The sequence below is a fragment of the Micrococcus sp. 63XJN7_6_ISO-PGPR-S23-444 genome, from assembly GCF_058072765.1.
This window is the reverse complement of sequence record NZ_CM176516.1, coordinates 189891-215026: the sequence shown is the minus strand read 5'-3', so window position 1 is coordinate 215026 and position 25136 is coordinate 189891. Positions and strand designations below refer to the sequence as shown.

Sequence of the window (25136 nt, the reverse complement as noted above, 5' to 3'; positions counted from 1 at the left end):
ATCACACCGTCCTGCTCCGCGGCATCGTCCCGCACCCAGGAGCGTGTTCATGCCCATCATCGTCGTCGACGTCATGCCCAAGCCCGAGATCCTCGATCCGCAGGGCAAGGCGATCAACGGGGCCCTGCCCCGCCTCGGCTTCACCGAGTTCAGCCAGGTCCGCCAGGGCAAGCGGTTCGAGCTCACCGTGGAGGGCGAGGTCACCGACGAGATCCTCGCCCAGGCCCGCACGGCCGCCGAGGAGATGCTGTCCAACCCCGTCATCGAGGACGTCGTGAACGTGGCCGTCCTGGACGAGGCCGAGGGCGCCCGATGACCGAGCTCCCCCTCATCGGCGACTACTCGACGCCGGCGACGCCGCTCAGCGGCGCGCGCATCGGCGTCATCACCTTCCCCGGCACCCTGGACGACGTGGACGCGCTGCGCGCCGTCCGCCTCGCCGGCGCCGAGCCCGTCTCCCTGTGGCACGCCGACGCGGACCCGCAGCGGACGCTCGCCGGGGTGGACGCCGTCGTGATCCCGGGCGGCTTCTCCTACGGCGACTACCTGCGCGCCGGCGCGATCGCGCGCTTCGCCCCCATGATGGACGCGGTGGCGACGGCGGCCGGCGGCCCCGAGGGCGACGCGGACGGCCTGCCGGTGCTCGGCATCTGCAACGGCTTCCAGATCCTCACGGAGTCGCACCTGCTGCCGGGCTCGATGATCAAGAACGACCACCTGCACTTCATCTGCCGCGACCAGGAGCTGGTCGTGGAGGGCACGGACACTGTGTGGACCCGCGACTTCGAGGAGGGCCAGACCATCACCGTGCCCCTGAAGAACCAGGACGGCCAGTACGTGGCGGATGAGAAGACCCTCGACGCCCTCGAGGCCGAGGGCCGCGTGGTGTTCCGCTACCGGGGCTGGAACCCGAACGGCTCGCGCCGGGACATCGCGGGCATCGCGAACCCGGCCGGCAACGTCGTCGGCCTGATGCCGCACCCGGAGCACGCCGTGGAGACGGGCTTCGGCCCGGACACCGCCGCCGGCCCCCGCTCCGGCGTGGACGGCCTCGGCTTCTTCACCTCCGTCCTGACCACCCTCGCCAGCCGTGGAGGCCATGCATGAGCCAGCAGTTCAACATCGAGACGGTCGCGGACGCGCAGGCGACGCCGGACGTCGAGCAGCCCTGGGCCGAGCTGGGCCTGAAGGAGAACGAGTACGCCGAGATCAAGAAGATCCTCGGCCGCCGCCCCACCGCGGCCGAGCTGGCCATGTACTCGGTCATGTGGTCCGAGCACTGCTCGTACAAGTCCTCGAAGGTGCACCTGCGCCAGTTCGGCGAGAAGCTCACCGACGAGATGAAGCAGCACATGATGGTGGGCATCGGCGAGAACGCCGGTGTGACCGACCTCGGTGACGGCTGGGCCGTGACGTTCAAGGTCGAGTCCCACAACTCGCCCTCCTACGTGGAGCCCTACCAGGGCGCGGCCACGGGCATCGGCGGCATCGTGCGCGACATCATCTCCATGGGCGCCCGCCCGGTGGCCGTGATGGACCCGCTGCGCTTCGGCGCGATCGACCACCCGGACACCGCCCGCGTGTTCCACGGCGTGGTGGCCGGCATCGGCGGCTACGGCAACTCCCTGGGCCTGCCGAACATCGGCGGCGAGACCCGCTTCGACCCGGTCTACCAGGGCAACCCGCTCGTCAACGCCCTCGCCGTGGGCGTGCTCAAGCACGAGGACCTGCGCCTGGCCAACGCCTCCGGCGTGGGCAACAAGGTGGTCCTGTTCGGTGCCCGCACCGGCGGTGACGGCATCGGCGGCGCCTCCGTGCTGGCCTCCGAGTCCTTCGACGGCGACGGCAAGCCCGCCAAGCGCCCCTCGGTGCAGGTCGGCGACCCCTTCTCCGAGAAGGTGCTCATCGAGTGTTGCCTCGAGCTGTTCCGCGACTCCCTCGTGGAGGGCATCCAGGACCTCGGCGCCGCCGGCATCTCCTGCGCCACCTCCGAGCTCGCCTCCAACGGCGAGGGCGGCATGAGCGTGGAGCTGACGGACGTGCTGCTGCGCGACTCCACGCTGACCCCGGGCGAGATCCTCATGTCCGAGTCGCAGGAGCGCATGATGGCCGTGGTGACGCCGGAGAACGTCGCCGCGTTCGAGGCCGTCATGGCCAAGTGGGACGTCGAGTACTCCTGGCTGGGCGAGGTCACCGGCGACGGCCGCCTGATCATCACCTGGGACGGCGAGGTCATCGTCGACGTGGACCCGCGCACCGTGGCCCACGACGGCCCGGTCTACGAGCGCCCGTACGCGCGTCCGGCCTGGCAGGACGAGCTCCAGGCGGACACGTTCCGCTCCTCCGAGGCCGGTCAGGACCTGCCCGCCACGGGCGAGGAGCTGCGCGCCGCCGTCGTGGAGCTGATGAGCTCTCCGAACCTGGCGGACACCTCCTGGATCACCCGCCAGTACGACCGCTACGTCCGCGGCAACACCGCCCTGGCGGCCCCGGACGACGCGGGCGTGGTGCGCGTGGACGAGGAGACCGGCATGGGCGTGGCCCTGGCCACGGACTGCAACGACCGGTTCACCTACCTGGACCCGTACACGGGCGCGCAGGCCTCCCTGGCCGAGGCGTACCGCAACGTCACCACCGCCGGGGCCGTGCCCCTGGCCGTCTCCGACTGCCTGAACTTCGGCTCCCCCGAGGACCCGGACGTGATGTGGCAGTTCGCGGAGGCCGTGCGCGGCCTGGCGGACGGCTGCCAGACCCTCGGCATCCCGGTGACCGGCGGCAACGTGTCCCTGTACAACCAGACGGGCAGCACCCCGATCCACCCCACCCCCACGGTGGCGGTGCTCGGCCAGCTCGACGACGTCCTGCGCCGCACCCCGTCCGGCTTCGCCCCGGACGCCGACGGCCAGGCGATCTACCTGCTCGGCGAGACCGCGGACGAGCTGGACGGCTCCGAGTTCGCGCGCCTGCGCGGCCACCTCGGCGGCCTGCCCCCGAAGGTCGACCTGAAGAAGGAGCGCCTGCTCGGCGAGCTGCTGGTCAACATGTCCCGGGACGGCATGATCGACGCCGCCCACGACCTCTCCGGCGGCGGCCTCGCGGCCACCCTGTCCGAGATGGTGCTGCGCTTCGGCGTGGGCGCCCGCGTGGTGCTGGACGAGGTGCTGCGCCGCGACGGCGTGGACCTGTTCACCGCACTGTTCTCCGAGACGCAGGCGCGCGCCGTCGTGGCCGTGCCCCGCACCGAGGAGGTCCGGTTCACGGACATGACCACGGCCCGCGGCTACGCGGCCGTGCGCATCGGCGTGGTGGACGCCGACTCCGCGGCCCTCGAGGTCCAGGACGCCTTCACCCTGCCGATCGCGGAGTTGCGCGAGGCCTGGGAGGCCACCCTGCCGAAGCACTTCGGCTGAGCCTGGGACAGAAGCGACGAGCCCTGCGCAGTGGTGCCTATCCAGTACCGATAGGCCCCACTGCGCAGGGCTCGTCGTATTTCAGGGCTCGTCAGGTGGTCCGGTGCATCTCACCGACCCACAGGGAGAGCGTCGAATGGGACGGGTCGCCGTCGAAGTGCTCATGCGAGACGTCCAGCACGGGGTAGGACGCCAGGTCGACGCCCTCCGGGACGGTCAGCGTCGTGTCCTGGCGGGTCACCGTGCCCAGCGAGATCATGCGGCTGGCGGCATCGTCGCGGATCCAGACCTCCAGGTAGCCGTCCTCGGGGGCGGGCACCTGGGGCACATGCACGGCCAGGTGCATCTCCCCGTCGGCGGCACGCGTCATCTCCGCGCGGGCCGGCGATCCGTCGGTGGTCACGGACGCCATGACGGCGGTGCCGATGAGGTCGTCGCCGCCGCCCGGCTCATCCCCCTGGCCGGGAGCGTCCGTCCCGCGCGTCGGCGGCGCGGGCGACGTCGTCGCGGGCTTCCCGGCCTCCGGGACCCCGCCCTGCCAGGGGCCGCCGCCCAGGGCGACACCCACGGCCCCGCCGCCGATGACGAGCCCGGCGGCCGCCGCCGCGGCGACCGGCCACCAGCGGCCGCGGGCGGCGGACGGACCCGAGCCGATCGGACGGACGGTCGCGACGCCGTCGGGCGCGACATCCTCGCCCGTGGCCTCCCCCTGCAATAGCCCGTCGTGAGCCACGGCCTCCGTCTCGGGTCCCAGCTCAGCGGCGATCCGCCCCCACAGGTGCGGCGGTGGGTCGGCCAGGTCCGGGGCGGGGCCGTCGAGGGCGGCCAGCACACGCAGGATGGCCTCCAGCTCGGCCGCGTCCTCCGGATGGAGCGACGCCGCGACGTCGGCGGGCACGGCGAGCGGGCCGCCGTCGCCGCGCACGCGCTCGTGCAGCCGGACGGCGAGGTCGGAGATCTCCTCCGCGGGCTGTCGGCCGCGGGGATGCTCACGCTCGGGCATCGGCGGCCTCCAGACGGCTTCTCAGTGCGGCCAGGCCGCGGTGGATGTGGGAACGGACAGTGCCGAGCGGCATGTCGAGGCGCTCGGCGATCTGCTGGTGCGCCAGGTCCTCCAGGAAGGCGAGGCGCAGCACCTCGTCCTGGGGCGGACCCAACAGAGCGAGGGCGTCATGCACGACGACGGCGGCCACCACGGTGTCGCTGACCGCGTCCTCCGCGCCCTCGGCGCGGGGGAGGTGGACGACCTCCGCCTCCATCTTCCGCGCCTCACGAGCACGGCCGGCGAACATGTCGGCGATGACGCGACGGGTGATGCCCGTCAGCCACCCGCCGAGCGGCCGGGCGGGATCGTAGGTGTCCCGCGAGCGCCACGCCCGCGTGAACACCTGCTGGGCGGCGTCCTCGGCGTCCTACCGGCTGCGCAGCGCGGCGAGACACAGGGAGAAGACCAGGCGACCGTGGCGCTCGTACGCCTCGCGCACGGCGACGGCCTCCCCCGCGGCGAAGCGGCGGTCGAGCCCGTCGTCCTCAAACATGGGACTCCTCTCCCGCGGTGTGCTGCGTCGGCGCGGCGCGGCCCGATTCAGGCCAGACCTTCCGACAGGCTACCGGTCAGCCCTCGACGGGAGTGGCGATGGTCACGATGTTCTCCGTGTAGTCCCGCTCGTCCGGCAGCCATTCGCCGCCGCAGGTGATGAGGACGAGCTCGGCGGCGCCGTCCCGGCGGAAGTACGGGGACAGGTCCAGCTCGCCCTTCCCCAGACTCTGGGTGGAGGCCACCCGATAGCGCCGGGCGGTCCCCGCCGCATCCGTGACGGTGACCTCGTCGCCGACCGCGGCCTGCCGCAGCCCGTAGAGGGCCCCCACGGGATTGCGCGGTGAACCCGAATGGGAGGCGATCACCGCCGTCCCCTCAGGATCCCCGGGGGCCGAGCCGTGGCGGTACCAGCCGCCGACGGAGCTGTCGTCGGGCAGCTCCATCGCCCCGTCTTCCGTGACCCCGACCGAGACCACGCTCAGCGTGGCCCCGATGGCCGGATAGTCCACGCGCACGGGGATCCTGGCGTCGTCCGATGGGCTCTGGGTGGCGCGCCGGACGGCGATCCCCGACGGCGGCGTCCGCCCGGGGGCGGCCGGAGCCGCGGAGGGGGTTGCGGCCGGTGGGGTTCCCGTCCCCGCCGCGGGGCCCGGCGTCATCGCGACGACGGAGCCCCGCCCCTGCTCGGACGGGAGGGAGGAGACCGCCGCCGACGGCGCGCAGCCGGTGAGGACGACGGCGGCGAGGGCGAGGACCGCCGGCACACGGCCGACGGTCCCCATCTCCGGGCGGGACGGACCCCGCCCGCAGGACTCATCACGCACGGGCCGCCCGGCGGCGGGCCATGAGGACGGCGCCGGCGACCAGGGCGGCCGCACCGGCGCCGACGGCGGCCAGCATCCCGGTGGAGTCCTGGGCGGGGGCGACGTCGATGCCCGCGGGGACGGAGCCCGGCGCGCTGTGGTCGGCGGCGACCTCCTGGGTGGCCAGCGCGAGGGTGCCGTCGGCGGCGGAGCCCCAGGCGTAGGCGATCGTGGTGACGCCGTCCTTGACCTCGACGTCGGCGGGGCCGATCACGGGGTCGGTGGTGCCGGCCACGGACACGGCGGCGGAGACGGTGCCGGCGGGCACCTCGAGGGAGGCCTCGTCCGGGTTCTCCAGGCCGGGCACGACGACGTCCTCGCCGGCCCAGACGTCCACGGCCGGGGCGGCGGCGATGTGACGCACGGTGAGGCGGCCCTCGCCGGCGGCGACGGCGCTCGTGTCGTTCTCGAACGCGGTCACCGTGGGCGTGCCGGCGGCGTCGAGGTGGGCGGCGGCGGTGTAGTCGCCGCCGTCGGCGAGGGTGAGGGTGACGGGACCGAGGATCGGGGCGGAGTCATCCATGGCGTCCGCGGCGGTGATGGCGACCTCGTAGTCGCCGGCGGCGAGCTCCAGGGGACCGGCGAGGTCGCCGGGCTCGAAGTCGTCCAGGGTGAGGGCACCGTTGACGTAGACGTCCACGGGGGTCGCGGGCACGGCGTGCAGCACGGAGAGCTCGGCGCCGGACGGGGCGTCCATGGCGGCGGCGGACAGGGGGGCGAGGACGGCGATGCCGAGGGCGGTGGTGACGGCGGCCGGGAGAGACTTGCGCATGGTGTCGTTCCTGTTCGTCGAGGGTCCTGCGGGGCGAGGCGCCGAATGCGCTCACACCAGGACTACCGACGCCGCGACCGATCCGTTGCAGAGGATTTTCCTCCCCCTCCGATCACGCGCCCTGCGCAGTGGGGCTCGTCGTGTTTCGGGGGCTCGTCGGAATTGAAGAAGGTCCGCCCCGTGGATTCATCGTGTACACACCCCTCCCGCGAGCCTCCCCGCCCCGCGGCCTGGGCGCCGTCGAGGTCGCCGAGCGGACGGCCGCCGGCCTGACGAGCGTCCAGCCGCGGGACACCGTGCGCAGCCTCGCGGCGGTGGCCAACGTCGTCATCGGCGTCGTCCAGGGGTACTCGGCCAAGCGCACACTGGACTGCATCGCCCTCCTTCACCAGGACGACGCGATCGTGCCCCGCGACGGCGATCGCGTCCCGGTGCGCGGGGCCGACATCGTGCAGGACGACGTCGTGGTGCTGCGCGGCGGCGACCAGGTGCCGGTCGACGGCGAGGCCCTCACCGCCGAGGGGCTCGACCGGGAAGAGGCCCTCCTCACCGGCGAGAACGACCCCGTCCCGACGCACGCGGGAGACGCCGTGCTCTCGGGCTCGGCCGTCGTCGCGGGCACGGGAGTGGTGCTCGCCATCGTCGTGGCCGTGCGCCTCAGTCGTTGACGCGGCGGGCTCCGATGACCAGAGTGATCCCAGGACAGCGCGCCAGCGCGCCGCCCGGCCCGTCCAAGAGGGTCGGCGCGGTCCCGACACATGAAGGAGACCACCCATGCGCCTCATCACCCTGGGCCTCGGCGCCGCACTCGGCTACCTGCTCGGCTCCGCCGAGGGCCGCAAGAACCTCGAGAAGATGACCCAGAACGCCCAGAAGCTCTGGAACGACCCCAAGACCCAGGAGAAGGTCGGCCAGGTCCAGGAGACCGCCCAGCAGAAGTTCGCTGAGGTGAAGAAGTCCGATCCGGTGCAGAAGGCCACGACGAAGGTGGAGGATGCCATGCAGGGCAACGACAAGAAGAACGACGTCCGCGAAGATCGCGTGACCGAGTCCAACAACGACAACATCACCTCGGCGGCCCGCCACGGTGCCGAGCCGGACACCATCTCGGACCCGTCCACCCCGCTGGGTGACGAGGGTCCGCTGACGCGCTGACCCGCGCAGACACGGCGGCCCGCCTCCCCGAGGGGAGGCGGGCCGCCGCCGCCGTGGGCCGGGTCAGCCGTCCTGCTTCAGGACCTCGTCGGCCGGCGGGGCCTGCACCGGATCCACCCCGCCCATCTCGGAGAGGGTCACCACGGCCTTCGTGCCGGCGGACTCGGTCTCCACGGTGAGCAGGCGGCCGTCCTCCTTGGACACCGTGAACGCGGTCAGCTCCACGCCCTCCTGCGGGCCCGAGACGGGCTCGTCCAGCACGTAGCGGATCGCATCCTGACCGCTGCGGCGGATGCCGTCCGCGTCCGCCTCGACGTCGTCCAGGCCGCCCGACTCCGGCAGGGAGCCCAGCAGGGAGCTCACCATCGCGCCCATGCCGGTGGCGCTGGGATCGCCCTCGTACGGGGTGGCGGTCCAGCGCTCCGCATAGGCGGGATGGTCCTCACCGCTCGCGCCGACGCGCTCCACCGTGAACCGGGAGTACGCGGTGCCGTCCACGATCCGGGACTCGTCCCGGGTGATCAGACCGTCGTCCTTGTACACGGACACGTACCGCATGGACGAGCCGTCCACGGGACCGGAGATGTCCACCGCGTCCGGGACCGCGCGGCCGTTGCTCGGGGCCTCGGACCGCAGCTCGGTGACCATGCGGACGGAGTCGGCCTCCTCGAGCTGGGTGCGGGCGCGGTCCCAGGCGCCGGGGGCGTCGTCGCCCGAGGCGCAGCCGGTCAGCAGCAGGGCGGCCGCCCCGAGGGCGGCGAGGGACAGGCCGCGGCGGGTGCGGCGGGTCTGGGTCTGGCGCTGCCTCACTCGGCCACCTCCTCCGGCGCCTCGGCCGGCTCGATCTGGTTCCAGTCGCTCAGGGCGTACTGCTGGGTGGCCCGGCCGTCGTCGACGGTGAGCGCGACCAGCTCGCCGTCGTCGTCCACCGTGAAGGAGTGCACCCGGGTGGCGTCGCCCTCGACCATTGCGGCGTCGGCGACCTCCTCGGGCACGGCGTAGCGGTAGGCCGTGCCGTCGTCCCAGTCGACCTCCTCGGCGCGCACCTCGGCGCCGTCGAGGGCGTCCGCCGCGGGGAAGCCCACCTGGTCGAGGAGGGCCTTCAGGGGCGGCTCCTGCCCCTCACCGGCCGGGACACGGCGCCACTGCGGGTCGGAGTACATCACCTGGACGTCGTCCGGGACGTCGGAGCCGTCCACGTCGACCCGGACGAACACATCCTCGCCGACCTGGCGGGACTCCATGGTGATGTGTGAGTCCCGGCCGACCTGCATGACGCCCTTCGACTCGGCGTCGCCGCCGTCGAGCCGGCCGGCGATGTCCCAGCGGACCGAGTGCGGGCCCTGACGGCCGGTGGTGTAGGCGGTCTCGAGTCGGACGGTCTCGGCCTCGTCCAACTGGGTGCGGGCCTGATGCCAGGCCTCCCCCGCCGACTGCGGCTCGGATGCGCACCCGGCCAAGGCCAGGGCGCCCACGACGCCGAGCCCGGCCGCGCGGACGGCACGTCTGCGCTGCATGTTCTCCTCCTGGGGCTGCTGCCGGCCGAGGCAGGGCGCCGCGGCCATTGGCGTCACCCTACCGGCGGCGCAGGGCGAAGGATGCGCCGTGGTGGTTCTGCGGCAGGTGGTCGCCGCGGCCGAAGAGCTTGTGGCGCAGCGTGCCGTCCGTGTACGCGGTCTTGTAGCGGCCGAGCTTCTGCAGCGCCGGCACCACGAACTCCACGACGTCCTCGAAGGCGCCCGGGGTGATGTGGTAGGCGAGGTTGAAGCCGTCCACGTCGGTCTCGTCGGCCCACTCGACGAGCTGACGGGCCGCGGACTCGCCGCCGCCCACGATCACGGGGCCGAAGCCGCCGATGCCCACCCATTCGGCGAGCTTGCGCACGGTCCACTCCTCATCCGTGCCGGAGGCCTTCTGGAAGGTCTCCACGGCGGACTGGATGGCGTTCGACTTCACGTCCCCGATCGGCTCGTCCAGGTCGTACTGGGACAGGTCGATGCCCATCCAGCCGGACATGAGCACGAGGCCGCCCAGCGGGTCCACGTACTGCGCCAGGTCGTCGTACTTGGCCCGCGCGTCCTCGTCGGTGGCCCCGGTGACGATCGTCTGCATCGCGAAGATCTTCACGTCGTACGGGTCACGGCCGGCGTCCACCAGGGCCTGGCGGATCTTCTTCACGGTGGCGGCCGCCAGCTCCTTCGTGGGGGAGTTGATGAACACGGCCTCGGCGTGCTTGCCGGCGAAGGCGCGGCCGCGCGTCGAGGCGCCGGCCTGGTAGATCACGGGGGTGCGCTGCACGGACGGCTCGGTGACGGCGTGGCCGGGCACGGTGAAGTACCGGCCCTCGTGGGCGATGTCGTGGACCTTGGCCGGGTCCGCGAACACGCCGGACTCCTTGTCGTAGACGACGGCGTCGTCCTCCCACGAGCCCTCGAGGAGCTTGTAGACGACGTCGAGGTACTCGTCGGCGTGCTCGTAGCGCTCGTCGTGCTCCATCTGGTCGTCCTGGCCCATGTTCTGGGCGGCGGAGGGCAGGTAACCGGTGACCACGTTCCAGCCCACGCGGCCGCCCGTGAGGTGGTCGAGCGTGGCGAGGCGGCGGGCGAACGGGTAGGGGTGCTCGTAGGCGGTGCCGGCGGTGACGCCGAAGCCGAGGTGCTCGGTGACCGCGGCCATCGCGGAGACGAGCAGGAACGGGTCGTTCACGGGGGTCTGCGCGCCGGTCCTGATGGCGGCCTCGGAGGTGCCGCCGTACACGGAGTACGGGCCGAGGACGTCGGCGATGAACAGGCCGTCGAACAGACCCTTCTCCAGCGTCTGCGCCAGGTGCGTCCAGTAGCCCAGGGTGTTGTAGTCGCGGGCGTGGTCGTCGGGGTGACGCCAGAGACCCGGGGACTGGTGGGCGACGCAGTTCATGTCGAATGCGTTGAAGAGGATCGCGCGGTGCTCGTCCGGGCGGGTGGGTGCTCCGGCCCCGGCGTTCTCGGCGGTGCTCATGGGTCTCCTTTCCAGGGCCGCCCGGTCGCAGGGGCGCGGCCGGGCGGGCGACGGTTCCGCATCATGCAACGCCGACGCGGCCGGCGGTGGAAGTCGGTCCGGCCCAGGGGTTCATGACGGCCCCGCCGGGCCCGGCCACGCGTCCGGCGCCCGGTTCGTGACATGCCCCGACCATGACGGAGGACACGTCCGCGGGCGGCGGCCCTGTTGCGGCCCAGTGGCACCCCAGCGCTGAGCCAGAGAAATCTGCTGCCTCCACCCTGCGGAGACGACCGAAACGTCTGGCTCGGCGCTGGGCTCGGGCCGTGACGGCCGGCCGGGCCAGGACCGGCGGCGCCCCCGGTGTGACGCCCGTGTGACCCTCCGGCGCCGGCGGCCGGGCGCACGCGCGGCCGACCGGGCCCGCGGTGGTCTACTGGCATCCGTATCCGTCCGACACCGACGACGAAGCGACGATGGGAGCCCTCCATGAGCGTGCACGCGCCTTCCCGTGCCACCGCCTCCACCCCGGCCCGGGACGAGGACCGTCACAGCCTCGACGTCGTCTTCCGCGGCGTCGGGCGCACGTTCCCCACCGCGGACGGACCACGCGTCGTCCTGCGCGACGTGGACCTGACCGTGGCGCCCGGCGAGGTGCTCGCCGTGATCGGCGCCTCCGGCTGCGGCAAGTCCACGCTGCTGCGCGCCGTGGCCGGCCTGGACCCGGACTTCGACGGAGAGCTGCTGATCGACGGCTCGCCCGTGCGCCCCTACGACGAGCGCACCGCCGTCGGCTTCCAGGAGCCGCGCCTGCTGCCCTGGCGCACCCTGCGCCGCAACGTGGAACTCGGCCTGCCCCGGGGGCTGGACCGCGCCGCGGGCCGGGCCCGCGTGCAGGAGCTGCTCGAGCTCGTGGGCCTCGCGCCCTTCGCGGAGCACCGCCCCCGGGAGGTCTCCGGCGGGATGGCCCAGCGGGCCTCGCTCGCCCGTGCCCTGGCGCGCCGCCCCGGCGTGCTGCTGCTCGACGAGCCCTTCGGCGCCCTCGACGCCCTGACCCGCCTGAAGATGCAGGACCTGCTGCTGGACGTGCACGCCGCCACCGGCACCACCGTCCTGCTCATCACCCATGACGTGGAGGAGGCCCTGCAGCTCGCCGACCGCGTGCTGCTGCTCGCCCGTGACGTCCCCGCGCCCGACGGCGCGGCCCGCCCCGGAGCGACCGTGGGGCGGATCGTGGACGTGCCGGGGGCCCGTCCCCGCGACCGCGCGGACGTCCGCCTGGCCCGGCTGCGCGCCGAGCTCCTCGAGGGCCTCGGCGTCGAGAGCCACGCCCGATGAGCGGCGCCGGCTCCGCACGCCTGACCCGTCGCACGGCGCTCGGCCTGCTGGCCGCGTCCCTGCCCCTGGGCCTGAGCGGATGCGTCCTGCAAGGTGAGGCGGGGGCCGGCCCGGTGAATGACCGGGACACGCTGAGCATCGACTACGCCACCTACAACCCGCTCTCCCTCGTGATCCGCCACCAGGGATGGCTGGAGGAGACGCTCGCGCCCCGCGGCGTCCGGGTGAACTGGGTGTTCTCCGCCGGTTCCAACAAGGCCAACGAACTCCTGCGCTCGAACTCCGTGGACATCGGGTCGACGGCCGGCTCCGCCGCGCTGCTGAACCGGGCCAACGGAGCGCCCACGCGCATCGTGGGCATCGCCTCGCGACCGGAGTGGTCCGCGCTCATGGTCCCGCCCGGCTCGGACATCACGGACGTCGCCCAGCTCGCGGGCCGCACGGTGGCCGCCACGCGCGGGACGGACCCGTACTTCTTCGCCGTGCAGGCGCTCGAGGCCGCCGGGGTGGACCCGGCCGACGTCGAGATCCAGAACCTGCAGCACGCCGACGGCCGCGCCGCCCTCGCCGGCGGATCGGTGGCCGCGTGGTCCGGGCTCGACCCGATCATGGCCAAGGCCGAGGCCGAGGGCGCCCGCTTCCTGTACCGGGACCTCGCCCTGAACACGTTCTCCGTCCTCAACGCCACGGAGTCCTTCCTCGAGGAGGACCCGGAGACGGCCCAGACCGTCCTGGACACGTACGAACGCGCCCGCGCCTGGGCGCTCGAGCACCCGGACGAGACCGTCGGGATCCTGGCCGAGGCCGCGAAGATCTCTCCCGACGTCGCCCGCACCGTGATCCTCGAACGCACCAACGCGGACGTCAGCCTCGTGCCGGGCCAGGAGCTGCTCGACGCCCTGACGGGGGTCGGACGGATCCTGGTCGACACCGGGTCCGTCGACTACCAGCACCAGGTGGACGCCGCGCTGGCGAGCATCCTGGACACCCGTTTCGCCGAGGAGGCCATCCGATGAGCACCGCCCTGACCACCCCCGCCGCGACGACGGGCCCCGAGGCGCGCGAGCGGTCGGGTCACGACGACGGCGACACAGGGGCGCGCCGACGGCAGCGGCCCCGGGTGCTGGACCGGCCCGGCGCGCGGGCAGTGGTGGGCCTGGCCGCGCCCGCTGTCCTCCTGCTGCTGTGGTGGGCGGTGACGGCCGCCGGGCTGCTCTCCGCGGTGCAGCTGCCCTCCCCCGGCGCGGTGCTGAGCGCCGGCGTCAACCTGCTGGAGCGGGGCGACCTGTGGCTGCACGTGGGGATCTCCACCCAGCGCGTGCTGCTGGGCTTCCTGCTCGGCGCCGCACTCGGGCTGGCCGTGGGGTCCGCGCTCGGGCTGTCCCGGTGGGCGGACGCGCTGTTCGCCCCGCTGATCGGGGCGCTGCGCGCGGTGCCCTCGCTGGCCTGGGTGCCGCTGCTGATCCTCTGGATGCAGATCGGCGAGGAGTCCAAGGTCACCCTCATCGCGATCGGCGCGTTCTTCCCGGTGTTCACCACCGTCTACGCCGCCCTGCGCCACGTGGACCCGCACCTGGTGGAGGCCGGTCGGGCCTTCGGCTACCACGGGCTGTCCCTGCTGCGGACGGTGCAGCTGCCCGCCGTGGTGCCGGCCGTGTTCTCCGGCCTGCGGCTGGCCCTGGCCCAGGCCTGGCTGTTCCTGGTGGCCGCGGAGCTGATCGCGTCCTCGATGGGCCTGGGCTTCCTGCTCACCGACTCGCAGAACAACGGACGCACGGACCGCCTGATCCTGGCGATCATCCTGCTCGCCGTGCTCGGCAAGCTCACCGACTGGCTGCTCGGCCTGTTGGAGCGCCGGGCCCTGCGCCGCTGGGCCTGAGCCCGGCACGTCCGGCCGCCCGGTCGTCGGGTCAGTCCCCCTCGGGGGCCTCGCCGGCCGACGTGTAGGCGGTCGGCGGGGTGCCGTTCACGAGCCAGTCGCCGGCCATGCGCACCTTGAACGCCGCCGGGTCGTGGGTGGCGAGGGTGCGGGCGTTGCGCCAGTGCCGGTCGAGCCGCAGCGTGGCCGACGTCGCCGACGCGCCGAGCGTGTCGAAGATGCGGGTGCACACCTCGAGGACGGCCTCCGGCACCACGGCCTGGGCCCGGTACGCGGCCGCCATCGCCTCGGCGGACGCCGCCGCGACGTCGGCCTGAGCCGGGCCGGCCCCGTCGGCGCCGTCCTGCCCCTCGTCGAGCAGCCGCCCGATCTCGCGCACCATCAGCTCGGCCGCGGCCTGCCGCCCGGCCAGCTGCCCCATGATCTCGAGGAGCTGGGGGTCGTCCTTGGGCAGCGCGGCCGTGCCGGTGTTGAAGGTGCGGCGCCGCTTCCGCAGCAGCTGCGTGCCCTCCGTGAGCGCCGCACGGCCGATCCCGGCCTGCAGCGCCAGCAGGGTCGCCTCCATGAGCACGGGCACGGGCCCGTCCTGCCGCGGCACCTCGAGCAGCTCCTCGGCCGCGGCGTCATCGAGCACCACGGACCCGGTGGCGGTCAGGCGCTGACCGAAGCCGTCCCAGTCGTCCTTGATGCCCACGCGCGGCTGACGCACGCGCACGATGGCGACGGCCCGGTCCGGCTCGCGGACCGCGCCCCCGGCCCGCTTGGAATTCCGGCGGGAGACGAGGTCCGCCCCCTCGATGCCCACGGTCGCGGCGGTCCACGTCGCGAAGGCCGAGCCGGTTGCGTAGTACTTCTGCCCCCGCACGACCCAGGTGCCGCCCTCGTCCCGGCTGGCCAGGGTGGCGGCGCGGCCCGGCGCGGCCCCGCCGGCGCGTTCGGCCAGGGCGGAGCCGGCCCAGTCCCCCGCAACGATGTGCCGCAGCCACCGGTCCCGGCGGGCGGGCGCCTGGTCCATGGCCGTGGCGATGAACACGAGGTGGGAGCGCCAGACGTGCGCGGTGTTCACATCCCGGGCGGCCAGGTCCATGAGCAGGCGCAGCACGGTCTCGCTGCCGCCGCCCTCGCCGCCCGCGTCCACGGGGACGCCGACCTTGCCGAACCCGGCGGCCTGCAGCTCCCCGAGGGCGGCGAACGGCAGGTGCCGGCCCGCCTCGCGGGCCCGCTCGCCGTGGGCGACGGAGTCGAAGGCGTCGGCGTACCGGGCGGCGAGGGTGGCGTAGGTGGTCATGGACCTACTCTGACACGCGCGGGCGGCCCGGCGGCCGGGGCGCCCCGGCCGTGGGACGGGATCCACACCGGCCGCCGTCGCCCTGGCCCGCGCCGGACGCCCGCGGGGGCCCGGCGGGCCGAGCATGACCACCGATGACGACGGCGGGCGCGGCGCCGTCGTCGGCGTCCCTAGCCTGGTCGGACCCGCCGACCAGGAGGAACCGCCGCCCATGACGCCCACCGAGGACCCCGCCCGCACCGACCCGGCCGAGGAGGGCGCCTCCGGGGCCGTCCGCGGACCGAACGACGGCGTGCCCGCCGCGGCCCTCGCGACGCTGCCCGGCCCCCTCCCGCAGGCGCTCGTCGGCGCCGCCGACCCGGACGTCCACCCCGGCCGCCCGGCGGACCGGCTGCACGGCGGGCGCGGCGACGGCCGTCCGGTGGCCGAGGCGGACCGGCTCGCGTTCTGGGAGGCGGCCGGCCGACGTCTGAGCTGGGAGCGGCCCTTCACCCGGACGCGCTCCCTCACCGCCCCGGACCCGGCCGCCGAGCGCGGCCCGGAGATCCGCTGGTACGAGGACGGCACCCTGAACGTGGCCGTGAACTGCGTGGACCGGCACGTGGCGGCGGGGCGCGGGGAGAAGGTCGCCCTGTACTTCGAGGGCGAGCCCGGCGACCGCCGCGCCGTCACCTACGCACAGCTGCAGCGCGAGGTCGCCCAGGCCGCGAACGCCCTCGAGGAGCTGGGCATCGAGGCGGGCGACCGCGTCGTCGTGTACCTGCCCGTGCTCGTCGAGACGATCGTCATCACGCTGGCGTGCGCGCGGATCGGCGCCGTGCACTCGCTCGTGTTCGGTGGGTTCTCGGCGGAGGCGCTGCGGTTCCGCGTCGAGGACACGGGCGCCAAGCTGCTCGTCACCACCGACGGCCAGTTCCGCCGCGGCGCCGCCGTCCCCGTGAAGGCCAACGCGGACGAGGCCGTGTCCGGGGACAACGCGATCGAGCACGTCCTCGTCCTGGACCGCACGGGCCACCGGGACATCCCGTGGACCGAGGGCCGGGACCTGTGGTGGCACGACGTCGTGGACCGCCAGCCGGACACCCACACCCCGCGCGCCTTCGACGCGGAGCACCCGCTGTTCATCATGTACACCTCCGGCACCACGGGACAGCCCAAGGGGCTCGTGCACACCTCCGGCGGGTACCTCGCCGCGGCCTCGTGGACGCACGACTTCCTGTTCTCCCACCCGGACCCGGCACGGCGCGACGACGACGTCCACTGGTGCACCGCGGACCTGGCCTGGGTCACCGCGCACACCTACGAGATCTACGGTCCGCTCTCGAACGGGGTCACGCAGGTGATCTACGAGGGCGTGCCGAACGCCCCGCACCCGGGCCGGCACTTCGAGGTGATCGAGCGCTACCGGGTGACGAGCTACTACACGGCGCCCACCCTGATCCGCTCGCTCAAGGGCTGGCATCCGGAGGGGATCCCGGCGCACGCGGACGGCGGCCCGGACCTGTCCTCGATCCGCCTGATCGGCACCGTGGGCGAGTCCGTGAACCCGGAGGCCTGGACATGGGCGCGGACCCAGATCGGCCGGGACACCCCGGACCTGCCGATGGTGGACACGTGGTGGCAGTCCGAGACGGGCGCCACCGTGCTCTCCCCGCGCCCCACGGACACGGCCTTCAAGCCGGGCTGCGGCTCCCGGCCCCTGCCGGGGGTGGACGTGGCCGTGGTCGACGACGACGGCGCCCCCACGCCCGAGGGCCTGCAGGGCCGGATCGTGGTCACCCGCACCTCGCCGTCGATGGCGCGGACCGTGTGGCGGAACCCGGCCCGCTACTTCCACTCGTACTGGGAGGACTACGCGGACCAGGGCGAGGCGGGCTGGTTCCTCGCCGGTGACGGCGCCAAGCGGGACGAGGACGGCGACGTCTGGATCCTCGGGCGCGTGGACGACGTCATCAACATCTCCGGGCACCGGCTGAGCACCATCGAGATCGAGTCCGCCCTCGTGGCGCACCCGGAGGTGATCGAGGCGGGGGTGTGCCCCGTGCCGCACGAGACCACCGGGCACGCCGCCGTCGCCTTCGTGGTGGCGCACGAGGGCTGGCTGGCCGGCGACGACGGCCCCGGCGCCTCCGCCGCCGACCGCGCCGAGGAGCTGCGGCGGCACGTGGGACGGGTGATCGGGCCCGTGGCCAAGCCCGCCGAGGTGGTCTTCGTCCCCGACGTGCCCAAGACCCGCTCAGGCAAGATCATGCGGCGGCTGCTGACGCAGCTGCACCAGGGCACCGCGCTCGGGGACACCACGAGCCTCCAGAACGAGCCGTGCGTCGCACAGATCGCCGAGGTGCTCCGGGCCGGCCGTCGCGCTCAGGACGCCGGCGCCGGCGGCGTCCGCAGTGCCAGCTCGGCCAGCACCTGAGCGGCCCGCGGCACCACGGCGTCGTCGAACACGGCCTGCGGGGAGTGGTTGACCGGGGCCTCGTCCGGGTCCACCCCCTCCGGGACCGCCCCGAGCAGGACGTAGGCGCCGGGCACCCGCTGGAGGACCTCGGAGAAGTCCTCGCTGCCGGGTTCGGGGGCGGGCAGCTCCCGGTACGCCTCGACCCCGTACAGGTCCTCCACGGCCGCGCGGGCGAAGGCCACCGCGTCCGGGTCGTTGGCCGTCACCGGGAACGCGCAGTCCGTCCGGACCTGTGCGCTCATGCCGTGCGCCGCGGCGATCCCGTGCACCATGCGCTCCACGGCCGAGAGCAGCCGGGCGCGGGCGGGCGCGGAGAAGGTCCGCAGGGTGAGGGCGAGGGTGGCGCTGTCCGGGATGATGTTGGCCGCCGTGCCCGCGCTCAGGCGTCCGACGGTCGCGACCACCGGGTCGAAGGCGTCGAACTGCCGGGTGACCACGGACTGCAATGCCAGCACCATCTCGGCGGCCACGGGCACGGGATCCTGGGCCAGGTGCGGCACGGAGCCGTGCCCGCCCCGGCCGTGCACCGTCACCACCAGGTCGTCGCAGCCGGCCTGGATCGCCCCCGGGCGGCTGAGCAGGACGCCGCGCGGGTACGTGCCCGAGGAGACATGGATCGCGTAGGCGGCGTCCACCGGTCGCCCGGCCGCCTCCAGCAGCCCCTCCTGGATCATGTGCAGGGCCCCGCCGCCGGTCTCCTCCCCGGGCTGGAACATGGCCACCACGTCGGCGGTGAGCTCCCCGCGACGGCGCACCAGCCAGGCCAGCGCGCCGTAGAGGCCGGCGGTGTGCAGGTCGTGGCCGCAGGCGTGCATGGTGCCCGGCACGGCGGGGGCGTACTCCAGCCCGGTCTCCTCCGTGACGGGCAGGGCGTCCATGTCCCCCCGCAGCAGCACGACCGGCCGCCGGGCCCCCTCCGGCAGCGGGGCCCCGCCGCGCAGCACCACGACGACGGAACTCAGCGCCCGGCCCACGCCCGTCTCCAGCGCGGGGCGGCCGGTGGCGGCATCCTCCCCCGCCTCAGCACGCAGGGCCTCGAGCCGCTCGAGGACGGCGGCCTGGGTGCGGGGCAGGTGCAGGTCCAGCTCCGGATGCCCGTGGAGGAGGCGGCGGAAGGCGATCGCCTCCCGGGCGATGTCCTCCGGCAGGTCCGGGGCGAGGGCGTTCACGGGCGGGGTGGGGGCGGCGCGGTCCATGAGGACATCATGCCGTGGCGCCCCGCCGGCCCACCTGGATCGCGCAGCGGGTCAGCCGGCCAGCTCCTGCAGCTCGGCCAGGTCGAGGACGTCCTCCGAGGCGGGGGCCTCGTGCGCCTCGACCGCGTTCCACTCGGTGAAGGTGGCGTCCGCGGCGGGCCGGAGGCGCAGCCGCGGATGTGCCGTCCCTGTGCGGGTCAGCCGCCGGTGGCGCCGTCCTCGAAGATCTGCCCCACCGGGCTCTGCTTCTCCGCCTGGAACACGTCCTCGGCACGGCCGTAGGCCCAGTACGCGCTCACCGACAGCTGTCGCCGGTCCACGCCGCGCACGTCCGTGAGGTACGCCCGGACGCGCTTGACCTGCTCCCGCTCGCCGTGCACGAACGCGTGCACCCGCCCCTCCCGCCACGCCGCGTCCTCGACGGCGGCGGCGAACCGCGTCGTCTCCGGGGTGAAGGGGCCGCCGCGGTGCAGCCAGCGCACCTCGACGCCGGCCGGCGCGGTCAGGGGCACCTCGTCCCGGGCGTCGGTCACCTCGATCAGCGCGAGACCGGCCGCCGCGGCGTCCGTGGCGGCGAGGTCTTCGAGGGCGGCGGCGATCGCCGGCAGCGCGGCCTCGTCGCCGGCGAGCAGGTGCCAGTCGGCGGTGGGGTCGGGTCGGTAGGCGCCGCCGGGGCCCAGGAACGCGACCTGCTGCCCCACGGGCTCAGAGGCCGCCCACGCCCCGGCCAGGCCGCCGTCGTGCCCGAGGGCGGCGCCGTCGTCGTCCGCGCCGTGGACCACGAAGTCGACGTCCATGGTGCGGGCGGCCGCGTCCATGCGGCGCACCGTGTAGGTGCGGCGGACCGGCAGCTGCTCCGGGGCGAGGCGCTCGCGGAGGGCGTCCAGGTCGTACGGGGGCTCGAGGCCGAGCGCGGGGTCGGCGAAGAGCAGCTTCACGTACTGGTCCGTGGCGCCCTTCTCCACCCAGCGGGCGTGGACGGCGTCGAACTGCTCGCCGCCGAGGGTCAGGCGCACGAGGTGCGGGGTGAGCCGGCGGGCGGCCACCACGGTGAGGACGGTCTGGGGCCGGGCCATGCGGGCCTCCTGGGGTCGGGGGCGGGGTCTGCGCAGGCACGCGTCGCCCACTCTCCCACGACGAGGCGGATTAGCGCACGTCAGCGTGATGTTTTCCGCGGCGTCGGGGTCAACGGAACCGGGCTCCCCGGTGGCCCTCCGGCAGCAGCGGTCCCGCGCCGGCCGGGGCCGGAATGGCGCGGCGCGCCCCTAGGCTGAGCCCGTGCGTCTCGTCCTGCTCGTCCTGCTCTCGCTGCTGAGCCAGCAGCTCGGCGCGTCCGTGGCGGGCCTGCTGTTCGACGACGTCGGCGCGTCCGCCATGGTCGCCCTGCGCGTGGTGTTCTCCGCGGCCGTGCTGCTGCTCGTCACCCGGCCGAGCCGCGCCGCCCTCGCCGGCCTGGGCCCCCGGGGGTGGGCCGCCGTCGTCGGGCTGGGCGCGGCCATGACCGGCATGAACCTGGCCATCTACGAGGCGTTCGCGCGGATCCCGCAGGGCGTGGCCGTGACGTTCGAGGTGCTCGGGCCGCTGGCGCTGTCCGTGGCGGCGAGGCCGTCGTGGCGGTCGGCGGCGTGGGCGGCCCTCGCGCTCGCCGGGATCGGGGTGCTCGGCCGGGAGGGGTTCAGCGCGGGCGGCGGGATCGGCGGGGCGGGACTGGACCCGGTGGGGGTGGCGCTCGCGCTGGCCGCGGCGGCGTGCTGGGCGGGGTACATCCTGCTCTCCCGGCGCGCGGGGACCCATCTGCCGGGGGTGCAGGGGCTGGCCCTGGCGACGGCGGCCGGGTCCCTCGTGGCGCTGCCGGTCGGCGTCGCGACGGCGGGGGCGGCCCTGCTCTCTCCCGTGGTGCTGGGCGTGGGGCTGGCCGTGGCGCTGCTGTCCACGGCGGTGCCGTACGGGATCGACCTGCAGGTGCTGCGCCGCATGCCGACCGCGCTGTTCTCCCTGCTGACGTGCCTGTCGCCGATCGCGGCGGCGCTGACCGCGTGGGCCGTGCGCGGGCAGGAGCTCACCCCGCTGGACCTGGCGGGGATGCTGCTGGTGATCGCGGCGTGCGCGGCCGCCGTCTGGACGAGCCGGTCACCGGGTGTGGCGGGCGGGGGCCGAGGCTAGCCTGGGTCGATGCCCCACCCGTCCCGTCCCACCCCCGACGACGTCCCCGCCGCCGAGCGCGCCGCCCTGCGCCGTGGCCGGCTGCGTCCGTGGCTGCCGTTCCTGCTCGCGGCCGTGCTGTGCCTGGCGCTGCTGGGGTGGGCCCTCGTCGCCCTGCCGGGCCTGCCGGAGCGCGTGCCCACGCACTGGGGCGTCGACGGGCGGCCGGATGCGTGGGAGGACACCTCGTTCGGCACGGTGGCGGCGGGGCCGCTGATCGGCCTCGGCATGACGGGTTTCCTGGCGCTGGTCTCCGCTATGGTCACCGCCCTCACCCCCACGGATCCGGGACTGTCCCCGTGGCGGCGCGTGCGCCAGGCGGGAGTGCACCGCGGGGTCCAGGAGTGCCTCGGGTGGTCGTGCGTGCTCATCGTGCTGGTGCTGGCCCCGACAACGGCCGAGGTGCTCGCCGCCGGGGCGTGGACGATGCCGTGGTGGATCCTGCCCCTCACGCTGACCGTGCTCATGGTGGGCGTCTTCCCGGCGATGCGGGCCAGCATGCGGCGGTGGACGCGCTGGTCGGACCGCGTCGCCGCGGCCCTCGGGCACCGGCCCACGGCCGCGGAACGCGCCGAGGACGAGGTGTGGACGCCCCTGGGGCTCAAGCGCGACCCCGAGGACCCGGCCGTCTTCCCCGCCAAACGCCCCGGCTACGGCGTGGGCGTGACGATCAACCTCGCCACGCCGGTGGGCCGGTGGCTGGTGCGCGGATTCGTGGCGGTGTTCATCATCGGCCTGCCGCTGGCGCTCTGGCTCGGCGCGTTCGCCGCGCGGTGAGGCGGACCGTGTCCGACGACGTCGCCGTCCGCCTGCTCCTGATCGCCGACACCCACATCCCGCGGCGTGCCCGCGCCCTGCCCGCGCAGGTGTGGGCCGGGGTGGCGCGGGCCGACGTCGTGCTCCACGCCGGCGACTGGGTGACCGAGGACGTGCTCGACGACCTCGACGCACGGGCCGCCCGGCTGGTGGGCGTGTGGGGCAACAACGACGGGCCGGGGCTGCGGGCGCGGCTGCCCGAGGTGGCGCGCGTGGAGATCGGCGGGGTGCGGATCGCGATGGTCCACGAGACGGGCCCGGCGGCCGGCCGCGAGCGCCGCATGGCCGCGGCGTTCCCGGACGCGGACGTGCTGGTGTTCGGGCACAGCCACATCCCGTGGGACACCGTGGCCGGGCCGGAGACCGCGAACCCGGGCCTGCGGCTGCTGAACCCCGGCTCCTGCACGGACCGGCGACGGCAGCCGGTGTGCACGCTCATGCGCGCGGTGGTGCGGGGCGGGCGGCTCGAGGACGTGGAGCTGGTGCCCGTGGACCGCACGCCGTGACCGACGGGCCGGCCGCTCCCCCCTGCAACGCTGGTTGAGTTATCACGGGTCCAGGCGGCTTGCACCCGTGATAACTCAACCCGCGTCGCGCCGGTGCCACCATGACCGGCGGGTCGGCCGCTCCTGCACAGCCACCACGACGACGGCGGCCCTCCCCAGGGCGCGTCGGTCCGGTCCGTCGCAGGGCCCGGGGGCGGCAGGCTCACCCCATGACCGCGCGCACGCCCCTGCCGTCCACCCTCGCCGCGGGCGCCTTCACGACGGCCGAGCTGCACGCCGCCGGCCTGCCGTGGCGCCGCACCCTCGCGGCAGACCTCGCCCGGATCTGCCGCGGCGTGCACACCGCGGGCATCCCCGACCCGTGCGCCCCGGACGGCGCGGCCGCGCTGGTCCGCCTCACGGGCGGGGTGGTCTCCCACGTCTCTGCCGCCCTCTGGCACGGACTGCCGCTGCCGCCCCGCCTCGCGCGGCCCGCCGGACTGCACCTGACCTTCGACCGCTCCGCGCGCACGCACCGGACCGACCTGGACGGCGTCGTCAGCCACCGGGTGCGGCTGCCCTCCGACCACGTGCTCGAGCTTCCCGACGGCCAGCGCGTCACGACGGCGGCGCGCACCTGGTTCGACCTCGCCGGGATGCTCCGCCCCCACGAGGTGGACTGGCTCATCGCGGCCGGCGACCACCTGGTGCGTCCGCCGTGGACGCCGACGGGCCGGGCGCACCCCGTGGCCACCGTGCCCGGGCTGTCGGAGGTGCTCGCCCGCTGCCGTGGCCGGCCGGGTGTCCGTCTCGCACGTGCCGCGCTGGCGGAGGTGCGCGTCGGGGCCGACTCCCCGCCCGAGACCTTCCTCCGGCTCGCGCTGATCCGGGCCGGGCTGCCGGAGCCGGAGCTGCAGGTCGCCGTCGACCCGGCCGACCCGGCCTCGCCCGTCGTGGACCTCGGGTACCGGGGGGCGCGCCTGGCCCTCCAGTACGACGGCGCCGGCCACCGCGCGGCTCAGCAGCAGGCGAGGGACGCCCGTCGGGACGCGTACTGCCTCGAGCGGGAATGGACGACCCTGCGCTGCACCTGGGAGGACCAGCGCGCTGGGTTCGGGCGGATCGTGGGGCTGGTCCGGCGTCGGCTCGCCCGCACGCGCTGATCCGCCCCGCCCGGCCAACGCGGGTTGAGTTGTCACGGGTCCCGTCCAACGCGGGTTGAGTTGTCACGGGTCCAGGCCCGCGTAACCGGTGATAACTCAACCCGCGTTGCACGGCACCGGCCGGCGCCGCGTGACGCTCTGCGACGTGCCCACCCTGCCCCCGGCGCGCCTCGCCCGGGACAATGGGGCGGACTGTCCCGAAGCCTCCATCGAAAGGACCCCCGTGGCTGACCACGAGTTCGGCTTCCGCACCCAGGCGCTGCACGCGGGCGCCGTCCCGGACGCCGTCCACGGCTCCCGCGCGGTGCCGATCCACCAGACCAGCTCCTTCGTGTTCGAGTCCGCCGAAGACGCCGCCAACCTCTTCGCGCTGCAGAAGTACGGCAACATCTACTCGCGGATCGGCAACCCCACGGTCGCCGCGTTCGAGGAGCGGGTCGCCACGATCGAGGGCGGGATCGGGGCCGTCGCGACGGCGTCCGGCATGGCCGCCGAGTTCGTCACCTTCGCGGCCCTCGCCGGGGCCGGCGACCACATCGTGGCGTCCTCGAAGCTCTACGGCGGCACGATCACCCAGCTGGACGTCTCCCTGCGCCGGTTCGGCGTCGAGACCACGTTCGTGGACTCCGCCGAGGCCGCGGACTTCGAGGCCGCCCTCCAGCCCAACACCAAGGCGGTCTACACGGAGATCGTCGCCAACCCCTCCGGTGACGTCGTGGACCTGCCGGGCCTGGCCGACGTCGCCCACCGGCACGGCGTGCCGCTCGTCGTGGACGCGACCCTCACCCCGCCCTACCTGATCCGGCCGATCGAGCACGGCGCGGACATCGTCATCCACTCGGCCACGAAGTTCCTCGGCGGGCAGGGCACCACGCTCGGCGGCGTCGTGGTGGAGTCCGGCCGCTTCCCATGGGACAACGGCAAGTTCCCGTCCATGACCGAGCCCGTGCCCTCGTACGGCGGCGTCTCCTGGTGGGGCAACTTCGGCGAGTACGGTTTCCTCACCAAGCTCCGCTCGGAGCAGCTGCGCGACTTCGGCCCGTCGCTGGCCCCGCAGTCGGCGTTCCAGCTGCTGCTCGGCGTCGAGACGCTGGCCCCGCGCATGGACGCCCACCTGGCGAATGCGCAGGCCGTGGCGCAGTGGCTGGACGAGGACCCGCGCGTCTCCTGGGTCCGCTACGCCGGCCTGCCCGACCACCCGCACCACGCCCGCGCGCAGCAGCTGCTGCCCCGGGGCGTCGGCTCGGTGTTCAGCTTCGGCGTGGCCCCGGCAGCCACGGACACCGACGACGGCGCCTCCGGCCCGGAGGCCGGGCGCGCGACGGCGTCGCGCTTCATCTCCGCGCTGCAGCTGGCCTCCCACCTGGCCAACATCGGCGACGCGAAGACGCTGGTGCTGCACCCCGCCACGACGACCCATCAGCAGCTCACCGCCGAGCAGCTCGTGGCCGCGGGCATCCCGGCGGACCTCATCCGCATCTCGGTGGGCATCGAGGACCTCGAGGACATCCTCTGGGACCTGGACCAGGCCCTGACCGAGGCCACCGGCCGCGCCCGCGACGGCGCCGTCGTCCCCGCAGAGCAGGAGGCCTGAG

The 25136-nt window shown here is 74.5% G+C and carries 25 protein-coding genes; 14 read left to right on the top strand and 11 right to left on the bottom strand.

Annotation, left to right across the window (positions count from 1 at the left end; genetic code table 11):
* Positions 1–49 precede the first annotated feature (49 nt).
* The 3 genes from purS to purL are packed head-to-tail and all read left to right on the top strand — an operon-like array spanning position 50 to position 3410.
* Positions 50–316, top strand: a complete 267-nt coding sequence (gene purS, locus AC3RJ9_RS01015) for a phosphoribosylformylglycinamidine synthase subunit PurS (RefSeq protein ID WP_002856633.1) — start codon at positions 50–52, stop codon at positions 314–316.
* Positions 313–1107 (top strand): phosphoribosylformylglycinamidine synthase subunit PurQ, encoded by a 795-nt coding sequence (gene purQ / locus AC3RJ9_RS01010; RefSeq protein WP_002856628.1) that lies wholly within the window; start codon positions 313–315, stop codon positions 1105–1107. The genes purS and purQ overlap by 4 nt, the downstream gene beginning before the upstream one ends.
* On the top strand, positions 1104–3410 hold the full coding sequence (purL, locus tag AC3RJ9_RS01005) for a phosphoribosylformylglycinamidine synthase subunit PurL (RefSeq protein ID WP_123244063.1): 2307 nt from the start codon (positions 1104–1106) through the stop codon (positions 3408–3410). The genes purQ and purL overlap by 4 nt, the downstream gene beginning before the upstream one ends.
* Before the next feature lie 91 nt (positions 3411–3501).
* On the opposite strand, the gene AC3RJ9_RS01000 is transcribed toward purL, so the two are convergent.
* The 5 genes from AC3RJ9_RS01000 to AC3RJ9_RS00980 all read right to left on the bottom strand — a co-directional run bounded on the left by AC3RJ9_RS01000 (position 3502) and on the right by AC3RJ9_RS00980 (position 6585).
* Entirely contained in the window at positions 3502–4413 is a 912-nt protein-coding gene (locus AC3RJ9_RS01000; protein ID WP_123244062.1) for an anti-sigma factor domain-containing protein, read from the bottom strand.
* On the bottom strand, positions 4400–4798 hold the full coding sequence (locus AC3RJ9_RS00995; RefSeq protein WP_225348885.1) for an RNA polymerase sigma factor: 399 nt from the start codon (positions 4796–4798) through the stop codon (positions 4400–4402). Before AC3RJ9_RS00995 ends, AC3RJ9_RS01000 begins: the two co-directional genes overlap by 14 nt.
* Positions 4799–4822: 24 nt before the next feature.
* Positions 4823–4948 (bottom strand): hypothetical protein, encoded by a 126-nt coding sequence (locus tag AC3RJ9_RS00990; RefSeq protein ID WP_255419541.1) that lies wholly within the window; start codon positions 4946–4948, stop codon positions 4823–4825.
* 76 nt (positions 4949–5024) lie between these two features.
* A complete protein-coding gene (locus tag AC3RJ9_RS00985; protein ID WP_158604212.1) occupies positions 5025–5459 on the bottom strand; it encodes a class F sortase in 435 nt (144 codons plus the stop codon).
* A 307-nt stretch (positions 5460–5766) separates the two neighbouring features.
* The gene (locus tag AC3RJ9_RS00980) at positions 5767–6585 is read right to left on the bottom strand and encodes a DUF4397 domain-containing protein (protein WP_049148008.1); all 819 of its coding nucleotides are present in this window, start codon (positions 6583–6585) and stop codon (positions 5767–5769) included.
* Between the two features lie 191 nt (positions 6586–6776).
* Here AC3RJ9_RS00980 and AC3RJ9_RS00975 point away from each other — a divergent pair, with 191 nt between their 5' ends.
* Both AC3RJ9_RS00975 and AC3RJ9_RS00970 read left to right on the top strand, forming a co-directional pair.
* Positions 6777–7253, top strand: coding sequence for a P-type ATPase actuator domain-containing protein (locus AC3RJ9_RS00975; RefSeq protein ID WP_233569921.1), 477 nt, complete (start codon positions 6777–6779; stop codon positions 7251–7253).
* A gap of 106 nt (positions 7254–7359) precedes the next feature.
* Positions 7360–7740, top strand: coding sequence for a YtxH domain-containing protein (locus tag AC3RJ9_RS00970; protein WP_044658681.1), 381 nt, complete (start codon positions 7360–7362; stop codon positions 7738–7740).
* Positions 7741–7803: 63 nt separating this feature from the next.
* Here the strand turns inward: AC3RJ9_RS00970 and AC3RJ9_RS00965 are convergent, their stop codons facing one another.
* The 3 genes from AC3RJ9_RS00965 to AC3RJ9_RS00955 are packed head-to-tail and all read right to left on the bottom strand — an operon-like array spanning position 7804 to position 10737.
* Positions 7804–8550, bottom strand: coding sequence for a hypothetical protein (locus AC3RJ9_RS00965; RefSeq protein ID WP_060973610.1), 747 nt, complete (start codon positions 8548–8550; stop codon positions 7804–7806).
* Positions 8547–9257 (bottom strand): Tat (twin-arginine translocation) pathway signal sequence, encoded by a 711-nt coding sequence (locus tag AC3RJ9_RS00960; protein ID WP_225348884.1) that lies wholly within the window; start codon positions 9255–9257, stop codon positions 8547–8549. Before AC3RJ9_RS00960 ends, AC3RJ9_RS00965 begins: the two co-directional genes overlap by 4 nt.
* 58 nt (positions 9258–9315) lie before the next feature.
* Complete coding sequence (locus tag AC3RJ9_RS00955; RefSeq protein ID WP_020621436.1) at positions 9316–10737, bottom strand: LLM class flavin-dependent oxidoreductase; 1422 nt, start codon at positions 10735–10737, stop codon at positions 9316–9318.
* 468 nt (positions 10738–11205) lie between these two features.
* Here AC3RJ9_RS00955 and AC3RJ9_RS00950 point away from each other — a divergent pair, with 468 nt between their 5' ends.
* The 3 genes from AC3RJ9_RS00950 to AC3RJ9_RS00940 are packed head-to-tail and all read left to right on the top strand — an operon-like array spanning position 11206 to position 13933.
* Positions 11206–12054: an ABC transporter ATP-binding protein gene (locus AC3RJ9_RS00950; RefSeq protein ID WP_049147882.1), complete on the top strand. Its 849-nt coding sequence runs from the start codon at positions 11206–11208 to the stop codon at positions 12052–12054.
* A complete protein-coding gene (locus AC3RJ9_RS00945; RefSeq protein WP_060973609.1) occupies positions 12051–13070 on the top strand; it encodes an aliphatic sulfonate ABC transporter substrate-binding protein in 1020 nt (339 codons plus the stop codon). The genes AC3RJ9_RS00950 and AC3RJ9_RS00945 overlap by 4 nt, the downstream gene beginning before the upstream one ends.
* A complete protein-coding gene (locus tag AC3RJ9_RS00940) occupies positions 13067–13933 on the top strand; it encodes an ABC transporter permease (RefSeq protein ID WP_060973608.1) in 867 nt (288 codons plus the stop codon). Before AC3RJ9_RS00945 ends, AC3RJ9_RS00940 begins: the two co-directional genes overlap by 4 nt.
* 31 nt (positions 13934–13964) lie before the next feature.
* Here the strand turns inward: AC3RJ9_RS00940 and AC3RJ9_RS00935 are convergent, their stop codons facing one another.
* On the bottom strand, positions 13965–15221 hold the full coding sequence (locus AC3RJ9_RS00935) for an acyl-CoA dehydrogenase family protein (protein WP_060973607.1): 1257 nt from the start codon (positions 15219–15221) through the stop codon (positions 13965–13967).
* Between the two features lie 211 nt (positions 15222–15432).
* Between AC3RJ9_RS00935 and acs the strand changes: the two genes are divergently transcribed.
* Positions 15433–17637, top strand: coding sequence for an acetate--CoA ligase (gene acs / locus AC3RJ9_RS00930; RefSeq protein WP_095353582.1), 2205 nt, complete (start codon positions 15433–15435; stop codon positions 17635–17637).
* On the opposite strand, the gene AC3RJ9_RS00925 is transcribed toward acs, so the two are convergent.
* Both AC3RJ9_RS00925 and AC3RJ9_RS00920 read right to left on the bottom strand, forming a co-directional pair.
* Positions 17586–18875 carry a M20 metallopeptidase family protein gene (locus tag AC3RJ9_RS00925; protein WP_095353583.1) on the bottom strand — a complete coding sequence of 430 codons (1290 nt, stop codon included), beginning with the start codon at positions 18873–18875 and terminating at the stop codon, positions 17586–17588. The genes acs and AC3RJ9_RS00925 overlap by 52 nt on opposite strands.
* A 197-nt stretch (positions 18876–19072) precedes the next feature.
* The gene (locus AC3RJ9_RS00920) at positions 19073–19951 is read right to left on the bottom strand and encodes a siderophore-interacting protein (RefSeq protein ID WP_119217587.1); all 879 of its coding nucleotides are present in this window, start codon (positions 19949–19951) and stop codon (positions 19073–19075) included.
* Positions 19952–20153: 202 nt separating this feature from the next.
* On the opposite strand from AC3RJ9_RS00920, the gene AC3RJ9_RS00915 reads away from it, so the two are divergent.
* The 5 genes from AC3RJ9_RS00915 (at position 20154) to AC3RJ9_RS00895 (ending at position 25135) form a co-directional block, all read left to right on the top strand.
* Positions 20154–21038, top strand: coding sequence for an EamA family transporter (locus AC3RJ9_RS00915; RefSeq protein ID WP_119217588.1), 885 nt, complete (start codon positions 20154–20156; stop codon positions 21036–21038).
* 9 nt (positions 21039–21047) lie between these two features.
* Complete coding sequence (locus AC3RJ9_RS00910) at positions 21048–21854, top strand: DUF1648 domain-containing protein (RefSeq protein ID WP_119217589.1); 807 nt, start codon at positions 21048–21050, stop codon at positions 21852–21854.
* An 8-nt stretch (positions 21855–21862) separates the two neighbouring features.
* Entirely contained in the window at positions 21863–22399 is a 537-nt protein-coding gene (locus tag AC3RJ9_RS00905) for a metallophosphoesterase family protein (RefSeq protein WP_095695243.1), read from the top strand.
* 209 nt (positions 22400–22608) lie between these two features.
* Complete coding sequence (locus tag AC3RJ9_RS00900; protein WP_159833642.1) at positions 22609–23541, top strand: hypothetical protein; 933 nt, start codon at positions 22609–22611, stop codon at positions 23539–23541.
* Between the two features lie 223 nt (positions 23542–23764).
* Positions 23765–25135 carry an O-acetylhomoserine aminocarboxypropyltransferase/cysteine synthase family protein gene (locus tag AC3RJ9_RS00895; RefSeq protein WP_489727669.1) on the top strand — a complete coding sequence of 457 codons (1371 nt, stop codon included), beginning with the start codon at positions 23765–23767 and terminating at the stop codon, positions 25133–25135.
* The last annotated feature ends 1 nt before the right edge of the window (position 25136 follow it).

What these genes read in the sequence shown, in the direction of transcription:
- purS (WP_002856633.1), top strand. Translation starts at nt 50, where the DNA reads ATGCCCATCATCGTCGTCGACGTCATGCCCAAGCCCGAGATCCTCGAT.
- purQ (WP_002856628.1), top strand. Translation starts at nt 313, where the DNA reads ATGACCGAGCTCCCCCTCATCGGCGACTACTCGACGCCGGCGACGCCG.
- purL (WP_123244063.1), top strand. Translation starts at nt 1,104, where the DNA reads ATGAGCCAGCAGTTCAACATCGAGACGGTCGCGGACGCGCAGGCGACG.
- AC3RJ9_RS01000 (WP_123244062.1), bottom strand. Translation starts at nt 4,413, where the DNA reads ATGCCCGAGCGTGAGCATCCCCGCGGCCGACAGCCCGCGGAGGAGATC.
- AC3RJ9_RS00990 (WP_255419541.1), bottom strand. Translation starts at nt 4,948, where the DNA reads ATGTTTGAGGACGACGGGCTCGACCGCCGCTTCGCCGCGGGGGAGGCC.
- AC3RJ9_RS00980 (WP_049148008.1), bottom strand. Translation starts at nt 6,585, where the DNA reads ATGCGCAAGTCTCTCCCGGCCGCCGTCACCACCGCCCTCGGCATCGCC.
- AC3RJ9_RS00970 (WP_044658681.1), top strand. Translation starts at nt 7,360, where the DNA reads ATGCGCCTCATCACCCTGGGCCTCGGCGCCGCACTCGGCTACCTGCTC.
- AC3RJ9_RS00960 (WP_225348884.1), bottom strand. Translation starts at nt 9,257, where the DNA reads ATGCAGCGCAGACGTGCCGTCCGCGCGGCCGGGCTCGGCGTCGTGGGC.
- AC3RJ9_RS00955 (WP_020621436.1), bottom strand. Translation starts at nt 10,737, where the DNA reads ATGAGCACCGCCGAGAACGCCGGGGCCGGAGCACCCACCCGCCCGGAC.
- AC3RJ9_RS00950 (WP_049147882.1), top strand. Translation starts at nt 11,206, where the DNA reads ATGAGCGTGCACGCGCCTTCCCGTGCCACCGCCTCCACCCCGGCCCGG.
- AC3RJ9_RS00945 (WP_060973609.1), top strand. Translation starts at nt 12,051, where the DNA reads ATGAGCGGCGCCGGCTCCGCACGCCTGACCCGTCGCACGGCGCTCGGC.
- AC3RJ9_RS00940 (WP_060973608.1), top strand. Translation starts at nt 13,067, where the DNA reads ATGAGCACCGCCCTGACCACCCCCGCCGCGACGACGGGCCCCGAGGCG.
- AC3RJ9_RS00935 (WP_060973607.1), bottom strand. Translation starts at nt 15,221, where the DNA reads ATGACCACCTACGCCACCCTCGCCGCCCGGTACGCCGACGCCTTCGAC.
- acs (WP_095353582.1), top strand. Translation starts at nt 15,433, where the DNA reads ATGACGCCCACCGAGGACCCCGCCCGCACCGACCCGGCCGAGGAGGGC.
- AC3RJ9_RS00925 (WP_095353583.1), bottom strand. Translation starts at nt 18,875, where the DNA reads ATGGACCGCGCCGCCCCCACCCCGCCCGTGAACGCCCTCGCCCCGGAC.
- AC3RJ9_RS00920 (WP_119217587.1), bottom strand. Translation starts at nt 19,951, where the DNA reads ATGGCCCGGCCCCAGACCGTCCTCACCGTGGTGGCCGCCCGCCGGCTC.
- AC3RJ9_RS00910 (WP_119217589.1), top strand. Translation starts at nt 21,048, where the DNA reads ATGCCCCACCCGTCCCGTCCCACCCCCGACGACGTCCCCGCCGCCGAG.
- AC3RJ9_RS00900 (WP_159833642.1), top strand. Translation starts at nt 22,609, where the DNA reads ATGACCGCGCGCACGCCCCTGCCGTCCACCCTCGCCGCGGGCGCCTTC.